The 26,158-nt window shown below is 46.9% G+C and carries 23 protein-coding genes and 1 tRNA gene; 19 read left to right on the top strand and 5 right to left on the bottom strand.

The genetic code is table 11. The features are described from left to right. The first annotated feature begins 95 nt into the window (after positions 1-95). Together H6F74_RS02010 and H6F74_RS02005 are read left to right on the top strand one after the other, a co-directional pair. Positions 96-2,156 (top strand): RNB domain-containing ribonuclease, encoded by a 2,061-nt coding sequence (locus H6F74_RS02010; protein ID WP_190435513.1) that lies wholly within the window; start codon positions 96-98, stop codon positions 2,154-2,156. Positions 2,157-2,258: 102 nt separating this feature from the next. Beyond that, positions 2,259-3,056 (top strand): tetratricopeptide repeat protein, encoded by a 798-nt coding sequence (locus H6F74_RS02005; protein WP_190435508.1) that lies wholly within the window; start codon positions 2,259-2,261, stop codon positions 3,054-3,056. A 114-nt stretch (positions 3,057-3,170) separates the two neighbouring features. Here H6F74_RS02005 and H6F74_RS02000 read toward each other — a convergent pair whose 3' ends face one another. Together H6F74_RS02000 and thiO are read right to left on the bottom strand one after the other, a co-directional pair. Then, on the bottom strand, positions 3,171-3,350 hold the full coding sequence (locus H6F74_RS02000) for a ssl1498 family light-harvesting-like protein (protein WP_190435505.1): 180 nt from the start codon (positions 3,348-3,350) through the stop codon (positions 3,171-3,173). Positions 3,351-3,516: 166 nt separating this feature from the next. After that, positions 3,517-5,541 (bottom strand): glycine oxidase ThiO, encoded by a 2,025-nt coding sequence (gene thiO / locus H6F74_RS30845; protein ID WP_190435502.1) that lies wholly within the window; start codon positions 5,539-5,541, stop codon positions 3,517-3,519. Positions 5,542-6,239: 698 nt separating this feature from the next. Between thiO and bchL the strand changes: the two genes are divergently transcribed. From bchL to H6F74_RS01965, 6 genes are all read left to right on the top strand, one after another. Then, positions 6,240-7,106 carry a ferredoxin:protochlorophyllide reductase (ATP-dependent) iron-sulfur ATP-binding protein gene (gene bchL, locus H6F74_RS01990; protein WP_190417874.1) on the top strand — a complete coding sequence of 289 codons (867 nt, stop codon included), beginning with the start codon at positions 6,240-6,242 and terminating at the stop codon, positions 7,104-7,106. Between the two features lie 89 nt (positions 7,107-7,195). After that, on the top strand, positions 7,196-7,711 hold the full coding sequence (locus H6F74_RS01985; protein WP_242019656.1) for a DUF5331 domain-containing protein: 516 nt from the start codon (positions 7,196-7,198) through the stop codon (positions 7,709-7,711). Between the two features lie 50 nt (positions 7,712-7,761). Then, positions 7,762-9,168, top strand: coding sequence for a ferredoxin:protochlorophyllide reductase (ATP-dependent) subunit N (locus tag H6F74_RS01980; protein WP_190435500.1), 1,407 nt, complete (start codon positions 7,762-7,764; stop codon positions 9,166-9,168). Positions 9,169-9,389: 221 nt separating this feature from the next. Next, complete coding sequence (locus H6F74_RS01975) at positions 9,390-9,623, top strand: hypothetical protein (protein WP_199298185.1); 234 nt, start codon at positions 9,390-9,392, stop codon at positions 9,621-9,623. Positions 9,624-9,784: 161 nt separating this feature from the next. After that, positions 9,785-10,342 carry a hypothetical protein gene (locus H6F74_RS01970; RefSeq protein WP_190435701.1) on the top strand — a complete coding sequence of 186 codons (558 nt, stop codon included), beginning with the start codon at positions 9,785-9,787 and terminating at the stop codon, positions 10,340-10,342. A 79-nt stretch (positions 10,343-10,421) separates the two neighbouring features. Beyond that, positions 10,422-11,066 carry a DUF3318 domain-containing protein gene (locus tag H6F74_RS01965; protein WP_190435492.1) on the top strand — a complete coding sequence of 215 codons (645 nt, stop codon included), beginning with the start codon at positions 10,422-10,424 and terminating at the stop codon, positions 11,064-11,066. Between the two features lie 75 nt (positions 11,067-11,141). Here H6F74_RS01965 and H6F74_RS01960 read toward each other — a convergent pair whose 3' ends face one another. Both H6F74_RS01960 and H6F74_RS01955 read right to left on the bottom strand, forming a co-directional pair. Continuing rightward, positions 11,142-12,617: an esterase-like activity of phytase family protein gene (locus tag H6F74_RS01960; protein ID WP_190435490.1), complete on the bottom strand. Its 1,476-nt coding sequence runs from the start codon at positions 12,615-12,617 to the stop codon at positions 11,142-11,144. Positions 12,618-12,842: 225 nt separating this feature from the next. Continuing rightward, positions 12,843-13,631 (bottom strand): 7-carboxy-7-deazaguanine synthase QueE, encoded by a 789-nt coding sequence (locus H6F74_RS01955; protein ID WP_190435486.1) that lies wholly within the window; start codon positions 13,629-13,631, stop codon positions 12,843-12,845. Between the two features lie 299 nt (positions 13,632-13,930). On the opposite strand from H6F74_RS01955, the gene H6F74_RS01950 reads away from it, so the two are divergent. From H6F74_RS01950 to H6F74_RS01910, 9 genes are all read left to right on the top strand, one after another. Continuing rightward, positions 13,931-14,929: an anti-sigma factor antagonist gene (locus H6F74_RS01950; protein WP_190435483.1), complete on the top strand. Its 999-nt coding sequence runs from the start codon at positions 13,931-13,933 to the stop codon at positions 14,927-14,929. A gap of 22 nt (positions 14,930-14,951) precedes the next feature. Then, the gene (locus H6F74_RS01945; RefSeq protein ID WP_190435480.1) at positions 14,952-15,404 is read left to right on the top strand and encodes an ATP-binding protein; all 453 of its coding nucleotides are present in this window, start codon (positions 14,952-14,954) and stop codon (positions 15,402-15,404) included. A gap of 287 nt (positions 15,405-15,691) precedes the next feature. Further along, positions 15,692-16,921 carry a glycosyltransferase family 4 protein gene (locus H6F74_RS01940; protein ID WP_190435477.1) on the top strand — a complete coding sequence of 410 codons (1,230 nt, stop codon included), beginning with the start codon at positions 15,692-15,694 and terminating at the stop codon, positions 16,919-16,921. Positions 16,922-17,082: 161 nt separating this feature from the next. After that, positions 17,083-17,718 carry a bis(5'-nucleosyl)-tetraphosphatase (symmetrical) YqeK gene (yqeK, locus tag H6F74_RS01935; protein WP_190435475.1) on the top strand — a complete coding sequence of 212 codons (636 nt, stop codon included), beginning with the start codon at positions 17,083-17,085 and terminating at the stop codon, positions 17,716-17,718. Positions 17,719-17,856: 138 nt separating this feature from the next. Next, positions 17,857-18,336 (top strand): ribosome silencing factor, encoded by a 480-nt coding sequence (gene rsfS / locus H6F74_RS01930; RefSeq protein WP_190435468.1) that lies wholly within the window; start codon positions 17,857-17,859, stop codon positions 18,334-18,336. Between the two features lie 4 nt (positions 18,337-18,340). Beyond that, on the top strand, positions 18,341-18,841 hold the full coding sequence (locus H6F74_RS01925; protein ID WP_190417895.1) for a CGLD27 family protein: 501 nt from the start codon (positions 18,341-18,343) through the stop codon (positions 18,839-18,841). A gap of 147 nt (positions 18,842-18,988) precedes the next feature. Then, complete coding sequence (locus H6F74_RS01920) at positions 18,989-19,942, top strand: asparaginase (protein ID WP_190435465.1); 954 nt, start codon at positions 18,989-18,991, stop codon at positions 19,940-19,942. A gap of 49 nt (positions 19,943-19,991) precedes the next feature. Then, positions 19,992-20,065 (top strand) — tRNA-Met (locus H6F74_RS01915). Positions 20,066-20,157: 92 nt separating this feature from the next. Next, positions 20,158-21,627, top strand: a complete 1,470-nt coding sequence (locus tag H6F74_RS01910) for a DUF697 domain-containing protein (RefSeq protein ID WP_190435463.1) — start codon at positions 20,158-20,160, stop codon at positions 21,625-21,627. Between the two features lie 79 nt (positions 21,628-21,706). Here the strand turns inward: H6F74_RS01910 and H6F74_RS01905 are convergent, their stop codons facing one another. After that, positions 21,707-23,707 (bottom strand): right-handed parallel beta-helix repeat-containing protein, encoded by a 2,001-nt coding sequence (locus H6F74_RS01905; protein ID WP_190435459.1) that lies wholly within the window; start codon positions 23,705-23,707, stop codon positions 21,707-21,709. Positions 23,708-23,795: 88 nt separating this feature from the next. Here H6F74_RS01905 and H6F74_RS01900 point away from each other — a divergent pair, with 88 nt between their 5' ends. Further along, positions 23,796-25,451, top strand: a complete 1,656-nt coding sequence (locus H6F74_RS01900) for an NAD(P)/FAD-dependent oxidoreductase (protein ID WP_190435456.1) — start codon at positions 23,796-23,798, stop codon at positions 25,449-25,451. Between the two features lie 241 nt (positions 25,452-25,692). Beyond that, positions 25,693-26,046, top strand: coding sequence for an FxLYD domain-containing protein (locus H6F74_RS01895; protein ID WP_206756282.1), 354 nt, complete (start codon positions 25,693-25,695; stop codon positions 26,044-26,046). Positions 26,047-26,158: the final 112 nt, after the last annotated feature.

Genomic DNA, 26,158 nt, shown 5'->3' with positions numbered 1-26,158 from the left:
GAAACTGCTTCGCCCCCACAAAATCTAGAATCGCTACGCCGCTAAAATCGAAGATAGGCTGTCCGATGAACGTTACAGGGTAAGCCAAAAAACTTGTGGAGAAGGGAACGTTAATAGAGTTTAGGCTGCATGGAGAGCGGCGTCTTGCTGTCACAGAACGTCCAGAGGGGAAAACGCACTGGATTGTGGTAGACGACAAAAATCAATCCCACACCATCCATCCCCGACAAATTACCTATGAGGTGGCAGGTCAAAGCTATAAGCCTGCACAGATTTCCAGTTTCCTGCAAGAGGTGCAGCGCTATCTAGACCCAACAAGTATAGAAGTAGCGTGGGAACTGTTGGTAGAGGATGGGACGACCGTTACTCCAATGGAAATGGCATCAGTGCTGTTTTCCGACCAAAGTCCGCCACTGGTGTACGCGGCTCACTGTTTGCTGTCTGAAGATAAACTGTATTTCAAGCAAAAGGGCGATCGCTATGAGCCTCGGAGCGCAACTCAAGTAGCCGACCTAAAGCATCAAGTAGAAGTCGAGAAAGAGCGGCGCAACTCCCGGCAAGAATTTATGGCACGCTTAACGAAAGCGATCGCAGGCGAACAGGTGGAGTGGGAGCGGCGCGATCGCCAACGCCTGGAAGCAATAGAAAAGTATGCCGCAGTGCTAGCAGATATGCTTCGTGCTGGCTTAAATCAAGAATCTCTGAACCGCGCCTATCCCCCCCCAGCCCCCGTCCTAGAAACCATGAACGATCTAGGACGACCCGGAACTCCCCAAGCTGCTTTTCAACTGCTGGTAGATTTGGGATTGTGGAGTCCGCACGAAAACCTGTATGTGCGGCGCAGTCAGATCCCAGTTCACTTTTCCGATAAGGTGTTAGACGTGGCGAAGCAATATGCTAAAGAAACGCCGAGCGATCTGGAAGACAACCGACTGGATCTGACTCATTTGAAGGTTTACACGATTGATGATGAAAGTACCAAAGAAATAGACGACGGTTTGAGTGTTGAATACCTCGAAGATGGTCGTCAAAAGCTTTGGATACACATCGCTGACCCCTCGCGTTTGGTTTCTCCAGGCGACGAATTAGATTTGGAAGCCAGACGGCGCACCACTACGGTGTATTTACCGACGGGGATGATTCCGATGTTCCCGCCGGAACTGGCAACTGGGCCAATGAGTTTGGTTCAGGGAAAAATTTGTAGTGCGCTTTCGTTTGGGGTGATTTTGGATGAAGTCGGTGCAGTACAAGAATATGGCATCCAAGCGAGTATAATCAAGCCGACTTATCGCCTGACTTATGAAGATGTGGATGAGATGCTGCAACTGGGTATCCAGGGAGAACCGGAGATAGCAGCGATCGCTAAGTGGGCTAAAGTGCGCCAGTTATGGCGACAGTCTCAAGGGGCGATTAACATCCATATGCCAGAGGCGATGATTAAAGTAAATGGTGACGAAATCACCATTGACATTCTGGAAGACTCCCCAGCACGGCAACTCGTGGCAGAGATGATGATTCTCACCGGGGAAGTTGCAGCTAAGTACGCCAAGGCTCACGATATTCCCCTGCCTTTCCGGAGTCAACCCCGACCGGAACTTCCCTCAGAAGAGGAACTGTTGCAACTGCCAGCAGGCCCAGTCCGGTATTGTGCCATGCGCGGGTGTATGCCTCGCAGTGAAATGAGTACCACGCCAGGACGACACGCAGGTTTGGGATTGGAAACCTACACTCAGGTGACATCGCCAATTCGCCGCTACAGCGATTTGCTGGCTCACTTCCAGCTTAAGGCACACCTGCGCGGCGAACCAACGCCATTTTCAGCCCAAGAGTTGCAAGAAGTCATGGTGGGTATCGGCACTGCTGCCCAAGAAGCAAGATTAGTGGAACGCCAGACAAATCGTTATTGGGGTCTGGAGTATCTGCGCCGTCACGCTGATCAGGTTTGGCAGGCGTTGATGTTGCGCTGGCTGCGAGAAGACGACAGGTTAGGATTAATTTTGTTAGAGGATTTGGGTTTAGAGTTGGCAATGCGTTTCACCAAGTCGGTGAAATTGGGCGATCGCTTGTCCGTTAGTGTCAGCCACTCCGATCCTCGGCAAGATGTGATCCAGTTTCGGCAGTTGGTAGATCAAGAAGTTCAGCCAGCTGCAACTTAAAATAGTTCTGAATGTTGATTCAGGAGTAACGAGGAACTAATTAATGACTCAAAACTTCTATTCAACACTCAGTTCTTTTCAGTTGGGCGAGAAAATCAAGCTATGTCCATTTGCAGAAATATCGCCATTCTCTTAATCTCTACGGTAATCGGTGGGCTTCCCTCTGCTGTCCGTGCTAATCCTCCCAGCCAATTGCTGAATGTCAATGAGATCGCCCAGACTCAAATGAGTGCTGTCGATTTCTATAATCGGGGCGTTGACAAGCTAGATGCAGGTGACTTCAAAGGCGCGATCGCAGATTTTGACGAATCTATCCGTCTTGCTCCCAACGATGTAGAGTCATACTACAACCGGGGTTATGCTCGTCATATCCTGGGAGCTTATCAAGATGCAATAAAAGATTACACTGAAGCCTTGCGAATAAATCCGGATTATGCTAACGCCTACGGCAACCGGGCTTATTCCCACTATCTTCTAAAGAACTATCAAGAAGCGATCGCAGATTCTACAGAAGCGATTCGGCTCAATCCCAAAGATGCAAATGTTTATATTAACCGGGGCAATGCCCGCGACGACCTAGGCGATACTAAAGCGGCAATTGAGGATTATAACGAAGCCTTACGCATTGACCCCAAGAGTGCTAGAGCTTACTACAACAGAGGGTTAGCTTATAACCGTCTATCTGAAAATCAGAAAGCACTTGAAGATTACACTCAAACTCTTGCTTTAGATGGGAAATTTGCTGATGCTTACTATAACCGGGCAATTACTCACTCACGATTAGGAAACAGCAAAGCAGCAGTTGCAGATTTTCAGAAAGCCGCAGATATGTTCCGCGCCCAAGGAAGGACAGAGAATTACCAGAATGCACTAGACGCTATGAAGAATATTCAGCTTTAAACACGCGCCCAATCTAAGGTAAAAGGCAAAACAAAGAAACTTATTTTCTCTGTTTGGAGTTACTTTCTACTTTTGCCTTTCCTGCCCGTTCCTTGAAGGTGTCTGGGCGTGGGATCAGCCTAAGTTGGATGCTGAAATAGCAACGAACATTAAGCCGCCAAGCAGAGCGATCGCGCCGATGCTCAGGAAGAGGTAGTTGCGCTTTTGGGCTTCTGTTGGTGGTTCTGCTTTGTAAACCTTTGGCTCAACTGCAAAATTGTTCAAACGTCCGCCATCTTCAGTTGTGTATTTCATAGATGATATCCTTGGCTTTTTAAGTTTTAACAATTGTAACAATAAAAGTTGAATAAACTTTCTAACTTTCGTAATATTTTTTAACAAAGTCAGATTTGAGAGGTTAGGGGCAGAGCAGAAGAGAATAATCCCCAATCCCCAGCCCCCAATCCCCAATCCCCAATCCCTAGTCACTAATCGTGCCACTTAGGGGAGAACTGGCACTGGCGTAGACTTTCACAGGTATACGTCCAGCGAGATTAGCCAGACGACCTGCTTGGACACCTAAACTCATGGCGCGAGCCATTGCCTCCGGGTTTTTAGCCCCCGCGATCGCACTATTGATCAAAACCGCATCCGCCCCCATTTCCATAGCCTGAGAAGCCTCGCTGGGCGTTGCCAGCCCCGCATCCACCACCACCGGAATTCCAGCATTCTCAATGATAATTTGAATATTCGCCCCATTCTTAATCCCTTGTCCGGAACCAATCGGCGAACCCAAAGGCATTACTGTTGCACAGCCAACCTCTTCCAAACGCTTTGCCAGCAACGGATCAGCATTGATGTAAGGCAGCACAGCAAAGCCTTCCTTAACCAGTTGTTCCGCCGCTTCCAAAGTGCCAATCGGGTCAGGTAGCAGATACTTTAAGTCAGGAATCACCTCTAACTTGACAAAATTATTGTCTTCCTGTCCCAACAACTTTGCCATCTCCCGCCCCAGACGCGCCACCCGAATCGCCTCTTCAGCAGTTTTACAGCCAGCAGTATTAGGTAGCATCCAGATTTTCGTCCAATCCAGCGCCTCCGCCAGTCCTTCGTGTCCCGGTGCCTTTGTTTGCACCCGACGCACCGCCACAGTCACAATCTCGCAGCCGCTAGCAATAACACTTTGCTGCATTTCTTCTATGCTGCGATACTTGCCCGTTCCCGTCATCAGGCGAGATTTGAACGTGCGACCAGCGATGATTAAAGGGTCGGCTGGGAGATCCGAGGACTGATCCAGCTCAGAAGAAGTAGGACGGCTTAATTGAAGCATTTTTGGAGTTGCATTAACAAGTCTAGATCCAGCGTAGAACCTGGAGTAGTGAAAATGCTCTAGCAAGGGGTCAGACTTTTGCTGCCAAATTAGGTCTGCTAGAAGGGAAGCAGTCACAGGAGCCAACAAAATACCATTGCGGTAGTGACCAGTCGCGAGGGTTAAATTCTCGCAAGAGCTAGCGCCGAGAATTGGTAACTCGTCGGGTGTCGCTGGTCGAAAACCCCACCAAAATTCTTGAATAGGAAAGTCTTTTAAGGCAGGATAAAGCCGAATAGCCCTTTCCAGCAAAGTTTTTATACCTGTCGGGGTGTTGTGAGGTGTGAATCCTACATCCTCGCTGGTGGCTCCAATTACAATTCTTCCATCCCGACGCGGCACGATGTAGATTTCCTCACCATACAGTACCCGATGTAATTCCCCAGCAACCAGAGGGGATGAAAGGGATAGCATTTGCCCTTTTTTCGGATGTACTGGTAGGGGTAACAATTCGTTAGACCACGCGCCAGTCGCTAAAACATAGTGTTGGGCGCGAAAATCACCCGCAGATGTTCTGACACCAGTTACTCGCCGATTTTGTTGCTGTATCGCCTCAGCTGCAACGCCTTCTTTGAGGGTTACGCCCAATTCCTGTGCGGCTATCCACAATGCTTGAGCTAATGCGCGATTGTCTACTTGACCATCTTCGGGATACCACCACCCACCGACAACTTCGGCACCTAATCCTGGTTGAATTTGATGAATTGCTTCTTTGTCTAGCCAAGTGCTGACGACTGAGGACTGTGTGGACGGGTGAAGCGTTGTGGCATCATCGCTTTTAGCAAAGGATTCTAGCGGCAATGCTTTGCTTCCCACTGCATCGCTTACGCCCCTAGTAACATAAACTGGTGCCAAGATGCCGTTAGGCCAGTAGCCGATGGATGTGCCTGAGAGTTGTTCTAGTTTGCTGGCCCAGTCTGGATACATAGAGCGCGATCGCATACACAAATCTAGCATCCCACCAGGCGCGATACCTTCTGCCTGTGGTGCCAGCATCCCAGCAGCAGCATGAGCAGCTGCTGATTTAAAGTCGCGACTCAGCACGGTGACGGTTGCACCCCGCACGCGAAGTTCAACGGCGATGCTCAAAGCGATCGCGCCGCCGCCGATGATGAGAATGTCACTTTCTGTGTTCATTTTTAGTCGATTTACCTAGAATGCGATCGCAGGGCTACTAAATATAAATGCGTCTCCCGCATCCAAGAGTCCTATATATATAAGGCTAGTTTCTTATCGTTAGGTTCAGCCTCTCCCTGACGATGAACCCAAACCCGATCTATTTAAAACTACTGCTGAAAACTTAACAAGTATTCACGCTTATTCCGAATTCACTTACATCAGACTCTCCGCTCCTCTTAAAAAGCCATATTCTTCAGCCAGTTTAGCCGATTAGTCGAAGTCTATCCGACTTAGCACCGCTATTTAAGACTTTATCGCCCCTGCTGTTTGCCGACCGACTCCTCAATTGCCTGGTTTCTTTAGTTTCCGCCTTTGCTATAAACCTTTTAGATCATCTAATTTTTTTGTTTATTGTACCGATTTACAAATATAAAGTGCATAAAATGCTTAAAAAGCTCTAATATAACTCTCATGAGCCTTTATAAATCTCATAAAGCTTCATAGATTCCCATGCGCCTGAATAATCCTTATAGTTATGTAAACTATTCCAAGCAGCCCTTTCTTTTCTTGGGCAATTGAACAATAATTCACTTCATAACCTTCAAACAAAATTAATCTACAGTTGACTTTCAAGAGGGCAGCCCCAAAATTTATGTACTGCCTTTCAGGGAAGACAACCATCCTGGTTTGAAATGAAACTATAGGAGACTAAGCGCGTGAAACTGTCAGTATACGGAAAAGGCGGAATCGGCAAATCCACAACCAGCTGTAATATTTCCGTGGCGCTAGCCAAGCGCGGCAAGAAAGTCCTGCAAATTGGCTGCGATCCGAAGCACGACAGCACCTTTACCCTCACAGGCTTCCTGATTCCCACAATTATCGACACGCTTCAGGAAAAGGACTACCACTATGAAGACGTGTGGGCGGAAGATGTCATCTACAAAGGCTATGGCGGCGTAGACTGCGTTGAAGCTGGCGGCCCCCCAGCTGGTGCGGGTTGCGGCGGTTACGTCGTCGGCGAGACAGTAAAGCTACTCAAGGAATTGAACGCCTTTGATGAGTACGATGTGATTTTGTTTGACGTGTTGGGTGACGTTGTGTGTGGCGGCTTTGCGGCTCCCCTCAACTATTCCGACTACTGCATGATTGTTACCGACAACGGTTTTGATGCTTTATTTGCCGCCAACCGTATCGCCGCCTCAGTACGGGAAAAAGCTCGGACGCACCCCCTGCGTCTGGCCGGGTTGATTGGCAACCGCACATCCAAGCGCGACTTGATCGACAAATACATTTCAGCAGTTCCGATGCCAGTGCTGGAAGTATTGCCCCTAATTGAAGACATCAGGGTTTCCCGCGTCAAGGGCAAAACTCTGTTTGAAATGGCAGAAACTGACCCCTCGCTTAACTACGTCTGCGAATATTACCTAAATATTGCTGACCAAATTCTGGCGCTTCCAGAGGGCGTTGTACCTAATGATGCTCCAGATCGGGAGTTGTTCTCCTTGCTGTCTGACTTCTACCTCAATCCCACAAAACCCAATGTGAAGACTGAGGACGAAGAACTTGATCTAATGATGGTTTGAAGGTTGTAGGTTAAATGTTGCAGGTTTGTTGTCATTGGTTATCAAACATTGGTCAAAAAGTCTCCAATTTAGTTATTGGCAAAGGACAAATGACGAATGAGGAAGAAATAGAGACTGACGAGCAAGCTTGCAACTTGTCAACCTTCCAACTGTCCAATTATTCAATGAATATCGAGCTGCTGCGTAAATCTATAAAAGTCAAGTGGCTGGACTATTACCAAGAAAATCGACCGTGGCTGGTGCAACTGGGAGTTTGGGTTAACAGTGAAGGGCAACGTCGTCCTTCTTCCAGTTTCATCTTGGCAACGCTGTCAATTTTGGAGCCACGGTTGACCGAGATGCTGCCCTTAATTGTCGATCTGAACAACGATCCGGATCGAATTGTGGAAGCTTTAGGGCTTAACTTCAACCCTGATGTTGAGCTAAATAATACTCTTGTGCAAAGCGAAAAAGCGATCGCGCCGCAGGATGGAAATAATGAGGAAGCTGTCAAAATGCTTCCCGGAGGTATGCAGGAAGCGAAATTAGAGCCACAGAGCCACGCTAGTAGCCTTCCATCTTTAATCGATGAGTCTTGTCGAGGGGTAAAACGCGATCGCGACTAAGACCTAATATTGCCAATTTAAGAAATACCAGTTGGAGAGGAAAATAATCTATGACCCTTGCTAATACCGAACCGCAAGCGTTGACTTATGAGTGTGAAACCGGAAATTATCACACATTTTGCCCGATCAGCTGCGTGGCGTGGCTGTACCAAAAGATAGAAGATAGTTTTTTCCTGGTTATCGGTACGAAAACCTGCGGCTATTTCCTGCAAAATGCGATGGGGGTGATGATTTTTGCTGAACCCCGCTATGCGATGGCTGAGTTAGAAGAAGGGGATATCTCGGCTCAGTTGAATGACTATGAAGAACTCAAGCGGCTGTGCTTGCAAATTAAGCGCGATCGCAATCCCAGTGTTATCGTCTGGATTGGTACCTGCACCACAGAAATCATCAAGATGGATTTGGAAGGCTTGGCACCCAAGCTGGAAGCGGAAATCGGTATCCCCATTGTGACAGCTCGTGCCAACGGTTTAGATTACGCCTTTACCCAAGGGGAAGACACCGTGCTGGCGGCGATGGCGGCGCGTTGTCCCGATCAAGCGCCCGTAGTGGAAACTGAGAAGAAAGAAAGGAATGCGATCGCTTCCCTACTCAACTTTGGCAAAAAGAAAGAAGACGTAACAGCAGACGAAGCCGAATATGTCAAGCATCCACCGCTAGTTCTTTTCGGTTCTCTCCCCGATCCAGTTGTTACCAATCTGACACTGGAACTGAAAAAGCAAGGCATTAAAGTCTCCGGCTGGCTACCCTCCAAGCGTTACACCGAACTACCAGTTCTGGAAGAAGGGTATTATGTTTCTGGTGTCAACCCCTTCCTCAGCCGCACCGCCACCACCCTGATGCGTCGTCGCAAGTGCAAACTCATCGGCGCACCCTTCCCAATTGGCCCCGATGGCACCCGCGCCTGGATTGAGAAAATCTGCTCGGTGTTCGGAATTGAACCCCAAGGGTTAGATGAGCGAGAAGCGCAAATTTGGGCAAATTTGGAAGACTATCTCCAACTGATTCGCGGCAAATCTGTCTTCTTTATGGGTGACAACTTGCTAGAAATCTCTTTGGCGCGGTTTCTAATTCGCTGCGGCATGACTTGCCCGGAAATCGGCATCCCCTACATGGATAAGCGCTATCAAGCTGCTGAATTGGCGTTGTTAGAGAAGACTTGCCACGAAATGGGAGTACCTACACCCAAAATTATCGAGAAGCCAGATAATTACAATCAAATTCAGCGGATAAAAGAGCAGAATATCGATCTTGTAATTACTGGTATGGCTCACGCTAACCCATTAGAAGCACGCGGTATCAATACAAAGTGGTCTGTTGAGTTCACTTTTGCTCAGATTCACGGCTTTACTAATGCTCGCGACATTCTAGAATTGGTAACTCGTCCCCTGCGTCGGAATAACAACCTCAAAGATTTGGGTTGGGACAAGTTGGTAAGGGAAGAAGCGAAGATTTAAGAACCTCATCCCCAGCTCTCTTTGCAAGCGGAGAGGGGTGTAAGAGATATATTAGGAGCGATCGCATTTAGATCGCTCTTTTTTTATTGCGGCTGATCTCAAAGACTCAGATTAGCTGGATTTACGAGAGTTCGAGAGTGGGGATTTGCGCGATCGCATCCCACTTCAGTCAGAGCCAGTTACAATAAATGGAAATTGTGCGAAGCCGGAGAAATCTTCTCATGAAAGTAAAATCCTCAGTGGCAGCGATCGCATCCACCGCCCTTGTCGCAAGTGGCATTTTGTTCGCTTCAGCAAGTGAAGCTCAACCTTGTGGATTAAAATCTGCTTATTATCGGCAACAATATCAGCAACCCGGTTGGTTAAACACTCCTATGGCAGCAGCTATTACATTGCCAGGGATAGCCTTAGCAGCAGCCTTATACCTGGGTGGTCGTTCTTACCACAGGACTTAAACCGCTTCCGCCACCAAGGACAATTACAAGACAAAAGCACCGTGAGGAGCGATCGCTCTTTCAAGGCCAGTAGTCGCTATGCAACTCTATGCCGTTGTCCGGTAGCGGGTTATATTATACTGGTGCAGATTACTCCTGCTCACCCTGAGTCGCGAACTTTCATGGGTACTACCCTACAACAGATTGCCAAGTATCTAGACAGCCAAGGTTGGAAATACCATATCGACGAAGAAGCTTACCGCATTCTGACGGGTGTGCAAGCGGAAAACGTAGAAGAATTCTTAATTGTTGTTCAGCTAGATGAAGAGGGAGAGTTTTTCAAACTATTTGCTCCCCAAGTTATAGCTGGAGTTAAAGACCATCCTTACAAAGAAGCTATCCTCCAGACAATGCTTTGCATTTCCTGGGAAACCAAAATGCTGCAATGGGAGTATGACCCGACCGATGGTGAAATTCGTGCCATCATTGAGTTTCCCCTGGAAGATTCGATTCTCACAGAAAGACAATTTCACCGCTGTCTGGCAGGTTTAGTTCAAATTGTGGATAATGTAGCGGTGCCTCGCCTCAAAGAAGTGATGGAAACAGGCGTCGATCCAGGTGATCAAGAAATGGGAGAGAGATTATTACTCACCCTTCAAGAAGAAGCCCCAGGATTACTACAAATGTTAGAGAAGGCAATGGAAGCTCGCAAGAAGCGGGGAAGATTCCCCTCCGAGTAAATCTGTTTCTAGCCAGAAGATCGCTATACTGCAAAATGATACCCTTACTGTAGAGAAGCGAACTTCCTGGGGCTGGACTATGACATCCTATGTAACCTCTTCTGCCAGAGCCGAGATGAGTGAACTCCGGCGTTTAAAAACTTTACTGCCGCCAGAATTGCAAAGCTGGGTAACAGTGGAGGGAACGACTGAGGTAAATCCCCCCCTGCTCCGCTGTGAAGAAATTGGCAAGGATCAAATCGAGATTCAAATTGACCTGGTGAAATGGGATCAATTGGCACTCGATCAGCGCAACTTGCTATTTTGGCACGAAGTCGCTCGGATTCAAAATGACACCATTCCCAGAGATGGTTGGGAAATGGCGGCGCTAGCCATTGGTTTAGGTGGCGCAGTGGGCGAACTCTGGGTACAAGATGGGTTGCTGCTGTTGTTAGCTTTGGCGTTGTGTGGCGTATCAGGCTACCGACTTTATCAGAAAAATAATGGGGACAAGCAAGTAAAAGAAATGATTGAAGCGGATGAGAAAGCGATCGCGCTAGCCACCCGTTTCGGCTATTCTCTCCCCAATGCCTATAAAAGTCTTGGTAGCGCCTTGAAAGCTCTGCTTGAGCAAACCCCTAGTAAGCGTCAACGTAACAAATATGAAACCCGACTCACTGCTCTCAAACGCAGTGCATCCAAAGCAAAAGCTAAAGTAAAAGGTTCACGCGAGGCGACACCTTAAACGGAAAGCCGAAGTTATTCTCGTTACCAGGCCCAGCCTGGTAACGAGATTGAATAATTCTTCTTTTTTGCCTTTTTATTGCCGCCGGAGCAACAAACCACCAAAACCCAGTAGCATTAACCCAACAGTTGCAGCTGGTTCTGGCACTTTTTCTGGCGGCACAAACCCCTCTAACTCTTTAGCACTAGCTTTAAACGAGTAGAGGTAGGCAGGAAGCAATTTTTGTCCAGAAGGACAGCCGCTATCAATAGATACGAGAGTAAAGGCTGTACCATCAGTGCAAACATCCAGCTGACCCGCATCTCCCTGAGTAACGCTAAAGTCGTTATCGGTGCCTAGTATAATTGCGTAGGAACCATCCTTGAGCTGAGGCCCAATTCCCAAACCTTCCAACTTCTCAGGGATTACCTGCCCAGCTGCTTTCAGCTGTTCGGCAATGTCAAGAAACAGAGACTTGCTAACAGGTGTTACGCCAGCTGGTAGCGTGTTTGTACCTGCCAAGCTGATGTTGCTGACATCTGTGGCACCTGTGAGATCAATTTTGTAAACGCGCTTACTGGCGACTGGGGCTTCACCTAGAGGATCAGCTTCGCCCACGCCGCGATTATCGCGTTCCAGCACCAAGAACTCATTGTTATTGAGGGCGGTAATAGCGCTAATGCCAATATTGCGACCTTGAGAATTTTGCCCAAAATCGTCATCAGTTCCCGGAATGCGATCATTAATAGCGGCAAGACTTTCTAGCTGGTAAATATATTGAGCGACGGGCGATCGCGTTGCCGTATCAAATTCCACAATTCTCAAATTCTGGCTGCGTCGTCCATCGGGGCTTCCCTCGTTTACTAAAGGGTCTTGCAGCATCGCAAACAGTTTACTGCCGTCAGGACTGAGAGTCACCCCCTCAAATCCTCGGTTATCCTGGCGACCACTGGTCAGGGTTGGGCGACCATCAACATAGTTGGGGATGCTTCCCACTTTGGGAACTATATTTTCTGGAGTCGTAAATGCTTTGAGGAACGAACCCGTCGAACTGAACTCATAAACAGAGGGGCCATACTCATCTGAAACGTAGAAATTCCCATTAGGAGCAACTGCAAAGCCCTCCGGGTCAAAGCTAAGACCGAGATTTCCAGCATCGCCGTTGAGTAGCGTGGGGTTTAACCCGTTGAAGTTTTCACCGTCCTTAGTAAACAGAATTGTCTTCAGCACATTGAAATTGCTAATAGCCCCCGTGTTTGGATCAACATCCAAAGAAAATTTCTGAACCCGCGTTTGATAGGAAAGGACACCGCCGCCTGCGCCGCGATCGCCCAAACCGTAGTAAACATTCTCGTAGCGATCGTAATAAATATCCGAGAAAAAACCTAAGCGATTGATGTTGGCACCACCACTACTACCATTGAGTGGGAATAAATCCGTACTTTCACCGGGAATCGCCAGAGTGTTTTGTAGGGAAACTGCGTAAGCTGAGGTAGTATTTGCCGCGATAGAGAGCGCAGATACCACCAGGGAACAACTAAACGCCCAAAGCCAATGCCTTGCTTGCATCATCTCTAAAACGAGGAAATTTTACTTTCTCAGCATCAGGCGTTTCTCTTAAGGAGAGGTTTAGAACAGTTTAAGTGATACTTTAAGACGATTTTCTACACCGTAATTTCACATAAATTTCTGGGTTCTTTATCAATTCTTTATACAAACACCGTATTTTTAGCACCCCGATTTAGTAATCAGGACTGTTCATGGTTCGTTGGCAATTTCCAATAAACCATGAACAATTTAAAGTTGCCCCAACATTTTATGAGTCTGTGGCACAACTCGCACCTGCTTAAGGCTTCGTTTCATCAACACCTGCCACTCCAGAACCTGCTGGGGCGTTGGGGGAAGCACTGGCAGACTATGAGGGATCTCCAGGGGTGTCACTGGCTGTAGAAACGCCGGGATGCCAGGGCTAACAGATGCCACCAACTCAGCTGCCTGTTCCAGCTCAGCTGCCTCAGTTTTACTGGAAATAATCAACTTGACAAAAACCTCAGCTTGTGAATCCCAACAAAGCTGGAGAAATTCCGCGTGAGTTTGCCAGTGGCTTTCCCCGCTTACACTAGGCAGCTTAATATCCATGCCCACAGAATCGAGATAGGGCAAAATCGTTGCCAGATGTTCCGGGCGATGACCGCCAGTTTCTAGATAAATTGGCAACTTAGTTAAGTCGCCCAACTGGGGCAGAAATTCTACCAAAAAGGGTGCATGAAGCAGGGGTTCGCCACCAGTGAGGCTGATGCTATCGTGCAGACCGGGTTGATTTTGCCGATTTATCCAATCCAGTAACATTGGGATAGTTACTGGATTGGAGTGGGTTTCAAAATCGCGCTCTCCGGGTGTCTGCTCGATGCTACAGGTGGCTGGTGTGTGCCAGGTATGGGCGCTATCGCAAAAGTAACAGCGCAGGTCACAGAGGGCAAAGCGGATGAATATCTGGCGGGTGCCGACGTTGAGTCCTTCGCCTTGAATAGCGGAAAAGACTTCAATCAGCCGCGCCTTCGAGGATTCGGCGGTTTTAGGGGTCATGTTGCAAAAAGCGTGAGGGCAAGCAAATCGCTCACGCTGTACTCATTGAGTGTGTCTCTCTACCAATCTATTGTCTGCCTGGAGTGCCTCAATTAACCACTCCGTCATTTGGCGCGGCTGTTGCTGTGAAGGTGTCAGCTAGTACAAGCTTGGTTATTGTATTTTTGTAAAGAAAAAATATACTTTTATTATTATTTCTTAAGTATTAAAAAAAATTAACAAAAACTTTTGATGAAGTTGAATTGACTAAGGCAAAATATTGCTCAGAATGTTAAGTGGCAACTTAGTACCAGGTTTTCATGGTAGCCCCCAACCCAGAGGCAGAATTTCAGATTACGTTCTACAACGAAACTCCTGTAGTGCAACTGCCCCCTCGCCTCACAGTCCTTGAGGCAGTGGCTTTTAAAACAAGCTGTCAGCAGTTTTTGCAAGGGAGTTCCGTCACCGACCAATTAGTTCTGGATTTGAGCCAGACGACATTTATAGATAGCAGTGGTGTCGGAGCACTGGTTAGTAATGTGAAAGTAGCGCGGGACAAAGGAGTAAAATTGGTACTCCGGAGCGTCCATCCTCAAGTGATGGCGGTTTTGGCGATGACGGGACTCGATCAGGTTTTGACGATTGAGCAGTCGAAAGATACCACCACACCTAAACCTGGACAAAAGTCAGACAAACAGCTACCAGAAACTCATCCTTCGGTGCGTTCCTGGGTGAAGCGTTGTATTGACGTGGTGGGGGCGCTGATAGGTTTGGTAATTTCAGCAATTTTGTTTATCCCCATTGTTATTGCCATAAAAGTAGACGATCCTGGGCCAATCTTCTTTAGTCAGATTCGCTGCGGTTGGATGGGTAGGCGGTTTCGGGTTTGGAAATTTCGCTCGATGTGCGTAAATGCGGAAGCACTGAAAGACAAAATCGAAAACCAAGCTACGGGTGCATTTTTCAAGAATGAAAACGATCCGCGAGTGACGCGGGTGGGTCGCTTTTTACGCAAGAGTAGTTTGGATGAACTGCCTCAGTTTTGGAATGTACTCAAAGGGGAGATGAGTTTGGTAGGCACTAGACCACCTACGCCGGATGAAGTTGAGCGCTATGAAGTGCCAGAATGGCAGCGTTTAGATGTGAAACCCGGTATGACAGGGGAGTGGCAGGTAAATGGGCGAAGCCAAGTACGCAATTTTGAAGACGTAATCCGCTTAGATTTACGCTACCAGCAAAACTGGAGCTTGATTTACGATATCCAGCTAATTGTTAAAACTGTCCTGATCTTATTTCGCAAAAACAGTGGTGCTTATTAGGAAACCCCAATTACTTCTGTTAATGCAAAAGGAACAACCGCTGGTACAGTCCCGTCTTCAGGTTGAGACGGATTTGAATGCTTTAACAGAAGTTTTGCAATGGTTTGAGCAACTTACTCTACCGTTGCTGCCCTATGAATTATGGTGGCAATGTCAGGTTGCCTTGACAGAAGGCTTCACGAATGCGGTTCGCCATGCTCACAAAGACTTACCGCAGAATACTCCAATTGAAATCCAGGTGAAAGTTTTTGCTGGCTACCTGGAAATGCGGATTTGGGACTACGGAGAGCGATTTGATTTAGAAGCAAAGCTGCAATCAAAGCTTTCATTATTAAACCAAAAGGATTTTGACCCCTTGGAAAATGAAGGGGGGAGGGGATTGATATTTATGCAACAGTTTACGGATGAACTTTGTTACATCCGGATGAGTGACGGGCGAAATTGCTTGTTGATGCGAAGAAAAGTCCTTCGCTGAGTGGCTTACTACTGCGATCGCAGTAGTAAGCTGGTCAAAGTCGGGCATTTACAAGCCAAGAAGGAAAAATCCAGTCCTAGCTAGGCTCTTAGCTGCTTTAGGTAGGCAAATTAAATATGGAACAATTTACACTTAAGAATGTGTCTGTAGTGAGTACACACTTCACTTAGCTACAGATTATGAGCGAAATCAACTACAAGCAGGATACGCGATCGCTGCCACATAGGACTAGCCGCGATTAAACTAGGTAGAAGCTTTCCGCTCAAAATGTGGTTGAACCTAGAAAAATGCGGATTTTGATTTATTCCTATAACTACCATCCCGAACCCATAGGCATTGCCCCTTTGATGACCGAACTAGCAGAAGGTTTAGTACAACAAGGTCATGAAGTGCGTGTTGTCACTGCCATGCCCAACTATCCGCAACGGCGCATATACGATGAATATAAGGGCAAATTGTACATGACCGAAAAGAAAAAGGGTGTGGCAGTTCAGCGTAATTATGTCTGGATTCGCCCTAATCCGGGTTTGTTGGATCGAATTATGTTGGATGCCAGCTTTGTCCTCATCAGCTTAGTTCATGCTCTTAAAGGTCTGCGCCCGGATGTGATTCTTTTAACTGTGCCGCCCCTGCCAGTTGCCGTTCCGGCGGCGATGCTGGGATGGTTGCACCGTTGCCCAGTGATATTAAATCTTCAGGATATTTTGCCGGAAGCAGCCGTCCATACAGGTCTGCTCACAAACAAACGGATGATTCGCATCTTTGAAGGACTGGAAAAATTTGCCTATAGGAGTGCAACTAAGATTAGTGTCATTAGTGATGGGTTTGTTGACAATTTGGTGGGCAAAGGTGTCGAAGAAAACAAAATTGTATTAATTCCCAACTGGGTTGATATTAACTTTATCCAACCCTTACCAAAAGAAGAAAGTCCCTTCCGTAAGGCTTATCAACTTAACGGTAAATTTGTTGTTCTCTACTCCGGTAATATTGGTCGCACCCAACCTTTGACAGCCCTTATTGATGCAGCCGCTCGCCTCAAGCATATTCCAGAAATTGCTGTTGTAATTGTGGGAGAGGAAAAAGCGTTGCAAGATTTGGAGCTGTACCGTCAAAAAATAGATGCTACTAACGTTTTGCTACTACCATTTCAACCGCGCAAAGAACTGCCGCAAATGCTGGCGGCGGCTGATATTGGAATGGTGATGCAAAAAGAAAACGTGATCTCCTTCAATATGCCTTCTAAAATCCAGCTGTTATTAGCCAGCGGTCGCCCGATAATAGCTTCTGTTCCCTCTACTGGTACGGCCGCTAAAGCAGTGCAGCAGAGCAAAGGTGGTATTGTCGTACCCCCGGAAGATAGCGAGGCTCTAGCGGCAGCAATTTTAGATTTGTATAAAAATCCGGACAAAGCCGAAGCGCTGGGTAAGCAAGGCAGAGAGTACGCTATCGAAAATTATGCTTTCAATACAGCTCTGGACAGGTATGAGAAGCTGTTTGGCGAGGTTTCGTTGCATTGATCTAGAATAGGAGCAATGCGGCGGTTGCTTTTGGATTTATGTGCGATGCTCGCAGCAAGCGAACTTCTAAGGCGTTGATCACGCCCTACTAACTGCTGGGAAAAAAGCACCCGCTCTTGCTCTCGCCAGAGTAGTCGTTCAACGCATCTACCGTTTATTTTATGGAATTTGTGGCAATTAAGCGCGATCGCGTCTTAGCCTGGTTAGCAGATAATGTCCCTGCCGCTCGGATAAAACACATTCTGGGCGTTGAGCAGATGGCTGCATCTCTAGCGCTGCATTATCACCTTGATGTCGAAAAAGCGGCAACCAGCGGCTTGATGCACGACCTGGCTAAATATTTTAAGCCTTCTGTACTGTTGCAAATGGCACAGGAAGAAGGACTGGAAATAGACTCTGTGGACGAAGAGAATCCGCATTTGCTGCATGCCGATGTCAGTGCAATTTTAGCTAGAGACAAATTTGGAATATTTGATGAAGAAATTTTGCAGGCAATTCAGGATCACACCTTGGGCAGACCAGGCATGAGTAACTTGAGTTGTATCGTATTTTTAGCTGATAGCCTAGAACCAGGTAGAGGCGATACACGTGAGTTAGAAGCTTTAAGACAAGCTGCCTGGGAAAATCTCTACAAAGCTGTTTGGCTGGTTTGCGATTATTCTCTGAAATATCTACTCGATACCCGTTGCTTAATTCATCCGCGCACGATCCGTACCCGGAATTGGGCATTGCAAATGGCTAGCAAAAAGCAGCAATCAGCAGCAGAAATGATGAAAAGTAAAAAAGTTGGAAGCTAGAGAAACTTGAGGCGGGAAGCCCAAAAATCATAATTTGAAATTTAGAATTCATAATTGGGGATTTAGTCAGGGTGGCTGTAAGTTAAATCAATTGTTGACGAATTTATAGGTGTTTTTGAACAAGGAAATAAGGATTTAATGTCAGAACAGTTTAAGGTACATTCGACAACGCCCAGCACAGACGAAACATTACGCTCTAGCCGAACAGGGACGAATGGTTTGCCCGTGCGTCCCGTAAATGCAGAAAAGCAGAACGCTTCTCAAGAACTGGCAATGACAGTTGCCACGGCAGCGGATGACCGCAAAGCGTCTGATATTGTATTGCTAAATGTGGCAGAGGTATCCTATCTAGCAGATTACTTCGCGATCGCTACCGGATTCTCTAGGGTACAGGTAAGGGCGATCGCGCAGTCGATTGAAGAAAAGGTGGAAACCCAGTGCCAACGGCTACCACTGCGTGTGGAAGGAAAAGCAGAGGGCAGCTGGATAGTCATGGACTACGGCGATGTAATTGTTCATATCTTGCTTCCTCCAGAGCGCGAGTTTTATAATCTGGAAGCATTTTGGGGACACGCTGAACGAATAGAGTTCACAGCATCCCAGCCAGTGGGAGAATAAGACCATGATGGAATCGACAGTTACTGTTTGCCCGGTTCCAACTGAACAGCAACCTATTAATGAGTACCAGGAGTTGAAGGATTCCTGGTTATTTTGCTGGGTGACGCAAGATTTGGGAGATTATCTCAAAAAGCTGGCGGTGCTTTGGGGGATATCGTGGATGATAGCAGCACCGCTGTCGGCGGCTAGTTTTGCGCCGGGAAAGTATCTGGGCAAGTTTATCCTCTGTGGTGGGGCAATCGCTTCCGTGGGAGTCGTATTCGCACTGTTGCGACTATATTTAGGCTGGTCTTACGTGCGATCGCGCCTTTCGAGTTCTACAGTATTTTATGAGGAATCAGGCTGGTATGACGGTCAATGCTGGACGAAGCCCGAAGAGATTTTGGCACGCGATCGCTTCATTGTCACCTACCAAATCCAGCCGATTTTCCAGCGCTTGCAGCGAACATTTGGCATTCTTGCCTTATTTTTCGTTGCTGGTGGCATAATCTGGAACTTTTTGTAATTACTCATTGCTCAGGAAAGAATTGTCAAGTTGAAACGTTGCCGGAGGTTCTAACAACTTTCCCAGTTCTAACCCCAACCAACAAATCACTACTGACAATGAACAAAGGACTACTGACAATCGACAAAAAATGTTAAAGTCTTACCCATGACAAGGGGAAAAAGAACTCAAGCCGCAGAACTGGAAGTCCGGTTGCTGCGAGAAGGCATTATCGAATCAACACACCGCGCCCAAGCAGTCGTATGCGACAACCGAGGGCGCGTACTATCGGTTGCGGGTAGCGCAGAAACAGCCGCTTTTGTCCGTTCCGCACTCAAGCCATTTCAGGCACTAGCAGTCACCACGACTGGTACCCTGGAACGCTACAACCTGACGGATCGAGACTTAGCGATTATCTGTAGTTCTCACAAGGGGACTACCCAGCAGGTAAGGCAAGCGTTTAACATCCTTTGGCGCAGCGATGTCGATCCTTCGGCACTCCAGTGTCCAATTCCACCAGGCAAGAAGAGTCCTCTGGAATACAATTGTTCCGGGAAACACGCGGGGATGCTCGCGGTTTGTCAGGCAAGAAATTGGCCTTTGAATACCTATTTGCAGCGCAATCACCCAGTTCAGCAGCTAATTTTAGGCAAAGTTGCCGAGTTGCTGCGAATGCCTGCGGCAGAGTTTATTAGCGCCCACGATGATTGTGGCGCTCCTACCTACTTCATGCAACTGGGACAAATGGCTACCTTGTTTGCTCAGCTTGCCTCTGGTAACAATTTGGATATGGAGCGCATCGTCCGCGCTATGACTCATCACCCGAATCTGGTGGCAGGAGAAGGGGAATTTGATACAGAACTGATGCGCTTAACCGAAGGGGAAATCGTCAGCAAAGGCGGTGCAGAAGGGATTGAGTGCATCGGTAGAGAAGGCGTTGGCATGGGACTGGCAATTAAGGTGATGGATGGTGCCGGACGAGCTAAATATGCCGTTGCCATTCACTTACTCAAGCAGATGGGCTGGATTACTCCCACAATGGCAGAAACTCTATCTGAACACTTTATGAGCCTGGGCAAATTCAAGCGTTTAGAGGTAGTTGGAGAATTATCTTTGCTTTAGTTGTCACATTCCTGAATTTAGTGTTATATTAAATAAGTGAACGCGGCAACGCGGGATAGAGCAGCCTGGTAGCTCGTCGGGCTCATAACCCGAAGGTCAGTGGTTCAAATCCACTTCCCGCCACTTAGTAGTAAAACAAACCCTGTAATCGGAAACGGTTGCAGGGTTTTGTTTTATGCTGGTAAACAAGTATTCAGAATTACATTTAACTGTTTATGGCTGTCAACTTGCGGCGACCCGTTTTGGTGGGGGGAGTAGGCTTATCATTATCGCTGTGGATGTTGCAGAGTCTGCATCATTCGCTATTACATCTCGGTGAGTTGGGGATGTTGGGCGCTTTAGCAGTCGGTACTGGTTTCTGGTGGTTCGGAAGGACAGCTAAAGAAACTAAGCTGCCAGAGATGGGTAAGATAGACAGGGAAAAGGTGGAAGGCGCGATCGCGCAAGCACAAGCTGTTATTACTCAACTAGAGACAGAGGCAGAAGGTCGCGTTACCAATGCTAAACTGCGAGAAAAAGCTGGGCAACTCGTAGCCGAAATAGATCGCCAAGATATACACCTGGCTGTTACTGGTGGGAAGGCGGTAGGGAAAACTACCTTAATTCAAGTTTTAAAGTCAAACTGGGTTCCTCAACAGCAGCAAAAACTGGATTTGCAGGAGACACCAGCTTTATTTACTGCGACTGAGCTAACGATTCAGCCTTCTTCCCTTAAAGGGGAGGGGTTGGAGGAGAGGTCAGATTTAGTGCTATTTGTCACAAATGGCGATTTGACAGACCCAGAGTATCAAACATTAAAGCAGCTGGTGAGAGCAAATCATCGCCCGGTATTGGTTTTTAACAAGCAAGACCAATATTTGCCAGAAGAGGGTGCTACTGTGTTGCAACAGTTGCGGCAACGGATGCTATCAATGATGATGGCAGAAGATGTAGTAGCGATCGCTGCCTCTCCTAGTCCGATCAAAGTGCGTCAGCATTCCTCTGATGGTTCAGTGCAAGAATGGATGGAAACTCCAGCCCCAGACATGAGTGTACTGACTGGTCGCTTGAGTGAAATTTTAGCCCAAGAAAGTCAACAGTTGGTGTGGACAACTACCTTCCGGGTAGCTGGTGCGTTGAAAGCAGAGGCGAAAACAGCGTTAAATGAGGTAAGACGCGATCGCGCCTTACCCGTAATTGAACAATTCCAGTGGATAGCAGCTGCTACAGCTTTTGCAAACCCCGTACCAGCTCTAGACCTGTTGGCAACTGCTGCGATTAATGCCCAAATGGTGATAGATTTGGGCGCTATGTATCAGCAAAAATTCTCCCTTCAGCAAGCGCAGACAGTGGCGGGAACAATGGGTAGCTTAATGCTTAAACTTGGTTTGGTAGAACTTTCTACTCAAACTATCGGCGGTATTCTCAAAGGCAATGCCATCACTTTTGTCGCTGGAGGCGCAGTTCAGGGGGTCAGCGCCGCCTATCTAACTCGGTTGGCAGGGATGTGCTTGATTGAATACTTCCAAGCGCAGGAAGCCAGTATAACCGCTGAGGGGCATCCGTTTAATATTGACCAATTAAAAGAGACGCTGCAAAGAGTTTTCCAGCAAAATCAACGCACGGTTTTCTTGCAGTCTTTCGTGAAACAAGCGGTAGGGCGGATTTTGCCGGATTCACAGCAAAGCGCGATCGCGGGAAGTTAGAAAACGCCGACTGACTGAATGCAGCTACACAAACAAAGCCCGCACAAGCGGGCTTTAATTATTACCTGTATTCTTAATCTTACGGAAAGCCACAAGTTCCACGCGGTACTTTCGGGAAGTCTAATGGTGCAGGATTCTCAGTAACAGTGCCAGTATTTGTTGCCAGCGTATCCTCAACTTGGAATGTAGAACCGCCAACATTGTTATTGGCTAAATTATAATCCTGTCCGTTGGTACTCGGTGTGCTTTTATTATTATCAAGTTGCAAGCAAACCGAAGAGTTACTATAAGTTTGTGCGTCAAATTCGCCGCCTCCAAAAGCGCCCACAACATTATTGTTTGTCAGGGTATTTAATCGGACACTTGTAGAAATTTGGGCGTTTTCATCGGCGTTAATGGTAATTCCATTAAATTGACTCCCGCTAATAGTATTAGACTCGACTAACAGGCGAGTTTGGGAATTGCCCAAAGCATCTATTTGGATACCTCTAAACATACTTTCGGAAATTTGGTTATTAGAAATGGTGGCTGTGGTTACGGTATCATCACCAGCTACAATCTTAATTCCTGTGAAACCAAAACCGCTAATGTCGCGGCTAATGATATTTGAATCTATGACTAACTCGGATTGAGTATTGGCAGTGTTGATACTAATGCCATTACCATCAATATTAGAAAAGTTGTTGTTAGAAATAGTAACTTTGCCAGTAGGATTGTCTAATCGGATGCCGTCAGTTGCTGTGTTAGCGATCGCATTCTCTCGAATTGTGGGGTTGCTGATGTTATTTCCAGTGATGCCAGCGCCGTTGGGGTTAGCGATCGCAAACCCAGAAATGGTGTTATTATTCCCTAAAGTGACACCTCCTGTAACTATAGGCTGTACCCCAGCACCAGAAAGCGGTAATACTACACCATTAATTCTTTGCACAGGGGCAGTTGACAATAGCGCTACATTATTTGGGAGAGTGAAGGCGGGGATTTCAGTAGAATTATTACCTGGTTGCACATAAATAATATTGTCAGACTTAGCTACATTCAGCGCATCTTGTAGCGTAGCAAATGGAAGCTCAAAAGTACCATTTCCTACCTGTGCATCTAAGTTAACGTGCTGGAAGAAATATGGCTCATTGGTGTTGGGATTAGTTGCTAAAACTGTGAAGCGATCGCGTATCGTCTCAGACTCAAATTGTTCATCAACCACAATATTAACTTGACGTGCTACCGACACCCCCATTCTTGCTAATGTTTGATTTCTGCTACCTTTGGGGCGACTTCCGGGAAATGCTGCCACACTCAACACAACATTAGTGCCAAAAGTTGCGTCGTCTTGAACCGACAAACCCAACCTTAGACTATCAGTCGGACGTACTTCTAAGCGGGTGCGCCAGCCGAGAACATCGCTACCATTCGCATCGTAATAATAAAGCCCAGCATAACCTCTGATGTCACCAGCATCGCCCAGATTCGCTATTTTTGCCCCCGCCTCAAAATCAAATCCCGCCATTGCTGCTTCCAAACGGCGGTTAATTTGGCGCGAAGTCTCCCCTACAAAGCTTAAAAAATTTCCGGTAAAAAAAGGCGCAGAAATCGACAAACCCGTATCAAAAACATTTTCTTCCACTACTTGTCGGGTATCGCCAACAGGAATATAGGCGTTAATTCGGAAATCCCAGTTTTCACCTAAACTTTCAAAACCCGTACCGAGTTGGTTAAAAACAGCATTCCCCGTGTTGCGGTTGTCATAGGAAACGTAACCGCCAAAGATTCTATTATCAGACGAGTTGTAAAATCGGTGTCCCAACAATACATTGCCGCCTAGTGTAGAATTATTTGTTGACCAAAGCAACCGTCCTTCCAAAAACGTCAGGTTGCTTCCCGCAGTTTGCAATAGGGGAACAAAACCCTCGAAGCTGGTAAACGCATCAAAAGCAGCGCCCGATGTGCTGTAACCAACTCCAAAACGGGGACTGATTTTGAGGGAGTTAACGGTCTGTGCTGTGCAAGGAAGGCTTCCCAACAACAGCAGACTGATGCAAGATAAATTACTGCACAGCTTGTGCGATCGCTTTGAGATTCCCATCGAGAACTTCCTCACTTCGTCTTTTGCACATGACAATACATCTTGCTGAGGATATATTGTTAAAGCACTTTGCCACACTTGACAAAAAATGGCTAGGTCTATTCTGCTGGAAACCCTGCATCGCGCTTACAAAATCGCTCAAACTTCCCTCAACAGTGGAATTCCTACCGCTGAAGTCCGCGATATGTTCGCCGAAAAAATATCTCGCCGCCGCCTGCTTTATGGAGGTTTAGCAGCAGCTTCAGCACTGGGTGCAGCCGCATTGGGACGCGATCGCGATTCCGTTGCAGTAGCTAGTGGTTCTAAAGTGTTAATTGTAGGTGCAGGAATTGCAGGTTTAATCGCTGGCTACCGCTTGTCTCAAGCTGGCGTTCCTGTGGATATTGTCGAGGCGAACAACCGCATCGGCGGACGAATGCGGAGTTTACCCAACGCCGCCGGAACCGCTACCACCGTAGAACTCGGCGGAGAATTTATCGACTCCGGTCATACTTTCATGCGCCGTCTTGTCAGCGAACTCGGCTTAACCGCCATTAACCTGAAACCTATCGATCGCGGGTTAGTAGGAGAAACTTGGTATTTTCAAGGAACAAAATATACTCTCACCGATGTTGCTAATTTTTTCGTACCTTTGGCGCAGAAAATATCTCAGGATTTAGCAGCAATTGGCGATGGAGTCACCTACAAATCATACAATCAGGCGGGACTTAATTTAGACCGTACCTCAATCGCTCAATATTTAGACTCTGCACCAATCAGCCCAATTTTACGGCAGATGATTCGGTTAGCTTACACCACAGAATATGGCAGAGAACCAGAAGAACAATCTTGTTTAAATTTATTATTTTTCTTTTATGAGCCTTTGCCAAAAGATTTTAGCGTCTACGGGTTCAGTGATGAACGTTTTCATGTCGTTGGAGGTAACGAACAAGTTCCCCAAAGACTTGCGGCGAGATTATCACCTTTTATTCAAATAGGGACAGCCTTAGATGCAATTCGCACCCTTCCTGATGGTCGCTACCAAGTAAGTTTACGTTCAGGAGCAAGCGCTTTCGATCGTATTTATGAGCGAGTTTTATTAACGTTGCCTTTTAGCGTCCTGCGACAAATTCCCCTAGCTGTTGATTTACCGCCTGCGAAAAAGTTAGCGATCGCTCAATTAGGCTATGGCACTAATTCTAAATTAATCACAGCCTACCAGGAAAGAATCTGGCGCACTCGCTATAATTCAACCGCAGCAGTATATACAGATTTAGGATTTCAATCTAGCTGGGAACCAACTCGTTACGCCCCTGGTACTAGCGGTTTCATAACTAACTATACAGGCGGACGCAACGGTGTAGCTTTGGGGAGTGGAACTCCGGAAACTCAAGCTCAAATATTATTACCGCAATTAGAGCGAATTTTCCCCGGAATTACTGCTAAGCGACAAGGCGAAGCAATTCGAGCTTATTGGCCTGGAGAACGTTATAGTCGTGGTTCTTATTCCTGTTGGTTAGTCGGGCAATATAGTACAATTGCTGGTGCAGAAAGAGAGCGTGTAGGCAATCTCTTTTTTGCTGGCGAACATTGCTCTTTGGCGGCGCAAGGTTACATGGAAGGTGGCTGTGCAACTGGTGAACTTGCTGCTTGGAGAATTATGCAAGATTTAGGTTTGACAGCTAGTGCAGCGGCACAGAAAGCCAGAATAGATGATACTCTTAGAACTCGTCGCCGTGTTAATCGGAGGCTGGCAATACCTTAAGAAAAAGTGTCCGACGACTAAAGTCTGGCGCTACACAAACAAAGCCTGCGAAAGCAGGCTAATTCTCGTTACCAGGCTCAGCCTCCAGATTATTTAAAATAGTGCAAGATATGAATAATACGTAAAAAATATTATGCTAAAACTTGGGCGCTTAACAACAATTATATCATTGTTATTACTTTCTTTTTTCACTGCATCTGGGTTGGTTGCACAATCACCGACTGATTCATTAGCTTGCTATATGCAAACTGCTGATGGCAGAACTGTGAATTTAGGTGATTTGTGCAAACAAAATACCCCTTCAATTAATCCACCAAGGCTAAGCGCGGTTGATGCTGAAGCTGCCAGAATGCCTATCAGTAATGTGAAATATGATGGTAATTTGCTAGAGGGAAGAGTTACTAATCAAACTGGCGATACAGCGCAAAATATCAAAGTCAATTATGAAGTACGCGATCGCAAAGGCAATCTAATAGATAATGGCTTCATCTTGGCTCAACCTGCAACTGTTCCCCCCGGTGCTTCCGCCTCATTTAGTGGGGTAACGGCGAAGGGTACAAAGGTACAACCTACTTTTGTGGAGTGGAGTAAGTAACCTGCTGGGTTGCTGAGTTGAATACATCTGTGGGAATCATCTGCTTTAATAGCTACACGCAGCAAGTAAGCGATCGCGCGATCGCTTCTTGCACTTGATCTGTAGAAATGCG

This window comes from Trichocoleus sp. FACHB-90, from assembly GCF_014695505.1.
GTDB lineage: Bacteria > Cyanobacteriota > Cyanobacteriia > Cyanobacteriales > FACHB-T130 > Funiculus > Funiculus sociatus.
This window is presented reverse-complemented; position numbering and strand designations above follow the sequence as displayed.

Excerpts from the sequence above, each read along its gene's own strand:
- H6F74_RS01945 (WP_190435480.1), top strand. The coding sequence starts at position 14,952 with ATGCAAAAGGAACAACCGCTGGTACAGTCCCGTCTTCAGGTTGAGACG.
- H6F74_RS01965 (WP_190435492.1), top strand. The coding sequence starts at position 10,422 with ATGACATCCTATGTAACCTCTTCTGCCAGAGCCGAGATGAGTGAACTC.
- H6F74_RS01970 (WP_190435701.1), top strand. The coding sequence starts at position 9,785 with ATGGGTACTACCCTACAACAGATTGCCAAGTATCTAGACAGCCAAGGT.
- rsfS (WP_190435468.1), top strand. The coding sequence starts at position 17,857 with ATGTCAGAACAGTTTAAGGTACATTCGACAACGCCCAGCACAGACGAA.
- H6F74_RS01950 (WP_190435483.1), top strand. The coding sequence starts at position 13,931 with ATGGTAGCCCCCAACCCAGAGGCAGAATTTCAGATTACGTTCTACAAC.
- H6F74_RS02000 (WP_190435505.1), bottom strand. The coding sequence starts at position 3,350 with ATGAAATACACAACTGAAGATGGCGGACGTTTGAACAATTTTGCAGTT.
- H6F74_RS01910 (WP_190435463.1), top strand. The coding sequence starts at position 20,158 with ATGGCTGTCAACTTGCGGCGACCCGTTTTGGTGGGGGGAGTAGGCTTA.
- H6F74_RS01985 (WP_242019656.1), top strand. The coding sequence starts at position 7,196 with ATGACGAATGAGGAAGAAATAGAGACTGACGAGCAAGCTTGCAACTTG.
- H6F74_RS01895 (WP_206756282.1), top strand. The coding sequence starts at position 25,693 with ATGCAAACTGCTGATGGCAGAACTGTGAATTTAGGTGATTTGTGCAAA.
- H6F74_RS01905 (WP_190435459.1), bottom strand. The coding sequence starts at position 23,707 with ATGGGAATCTCAAAGCGATCGCACAAGCTGTGCAGTAATTTATCTTGC.
- H6F74_RS01975 (WP_199298185.1), top strand. The coding sequence starts at position 9,390 with ATGAAAGTAAAATCCTCAGTGGCAGCGATCGCATCCACCGCCCTTGTC.
- H6F74_RS01920 (WP_190435465.1), top strand. The coding sequence starts at position 18,989 with ATGACAAGGGGAAAAAGAACTCAAGCCGCAGAACTGGAAGTCCGGTTG.
- H6F74_RS01900 (WP_190435456.1), top strand. The coding sequence starts at position 23,796 with ATGGCTAGGTCTATTCTGCTGGAAACCCTGCATCGCGCTTACAAAATC.
- H6F74_RS01960 (WP_190435490.1), bottom strand. The coding sequence starts at position 12,617 with ATGATGCAAGCAAGGCATTGGCTTTGGGCGTTTAGTTGTTCCCTGGTG.
- yqeK (WP_190435475.1), top strand. The coding sequence starts at position 17,083 with ATGGAATTTGTGGCAATTAAGCGCGATCGCGTCTTAGCCTGGTTAGCA.
- thiO (WP_190435502.1), bottom strand. The coding sequence starts at position 5,541 with ATGAACACAGAAAGTGACATTCTCATCATCGGCGGCGGCGCGATCGCT.
- H6F74_RS01925 (WP_190417895.1), top strand. The coding sequence starts at position 18,341 with ATGATGGAATCGACAGTTACTGTTTGCCCGGTTCCAACTGAACAGCAA.
- H6F74_RS02005 (WP_190435508.1), top strand. The coding sequence starts at position 2,259 with ATGTCCATTTGCAGAAATATCGCCATTCTCTTAATCTCTACGGTAATC.
- H6F74_RS01940 (WP_190435477.1), top strand. The coding sequence starts at position 15,692 with ATGCGGATTTTGATTTATTCCTATAACTACCATCCCGAACCCATAGGC.
- H6F74_RS01980 (WP_190435500.1), top strand. The coding sequence starts at position 7,762 with ATGACCCTTGCTAATACCGAACCGCAAGCGTTGACTTATGAGTGTGAA.
- H6F74_RS01955 (WP_190435486.1), bottom strand. The coding sequence starts at position 13,631 with ATGACCCCTAAAACCGCCGAATCCTCGAAGGCGCGGCTGATTGAAGTC.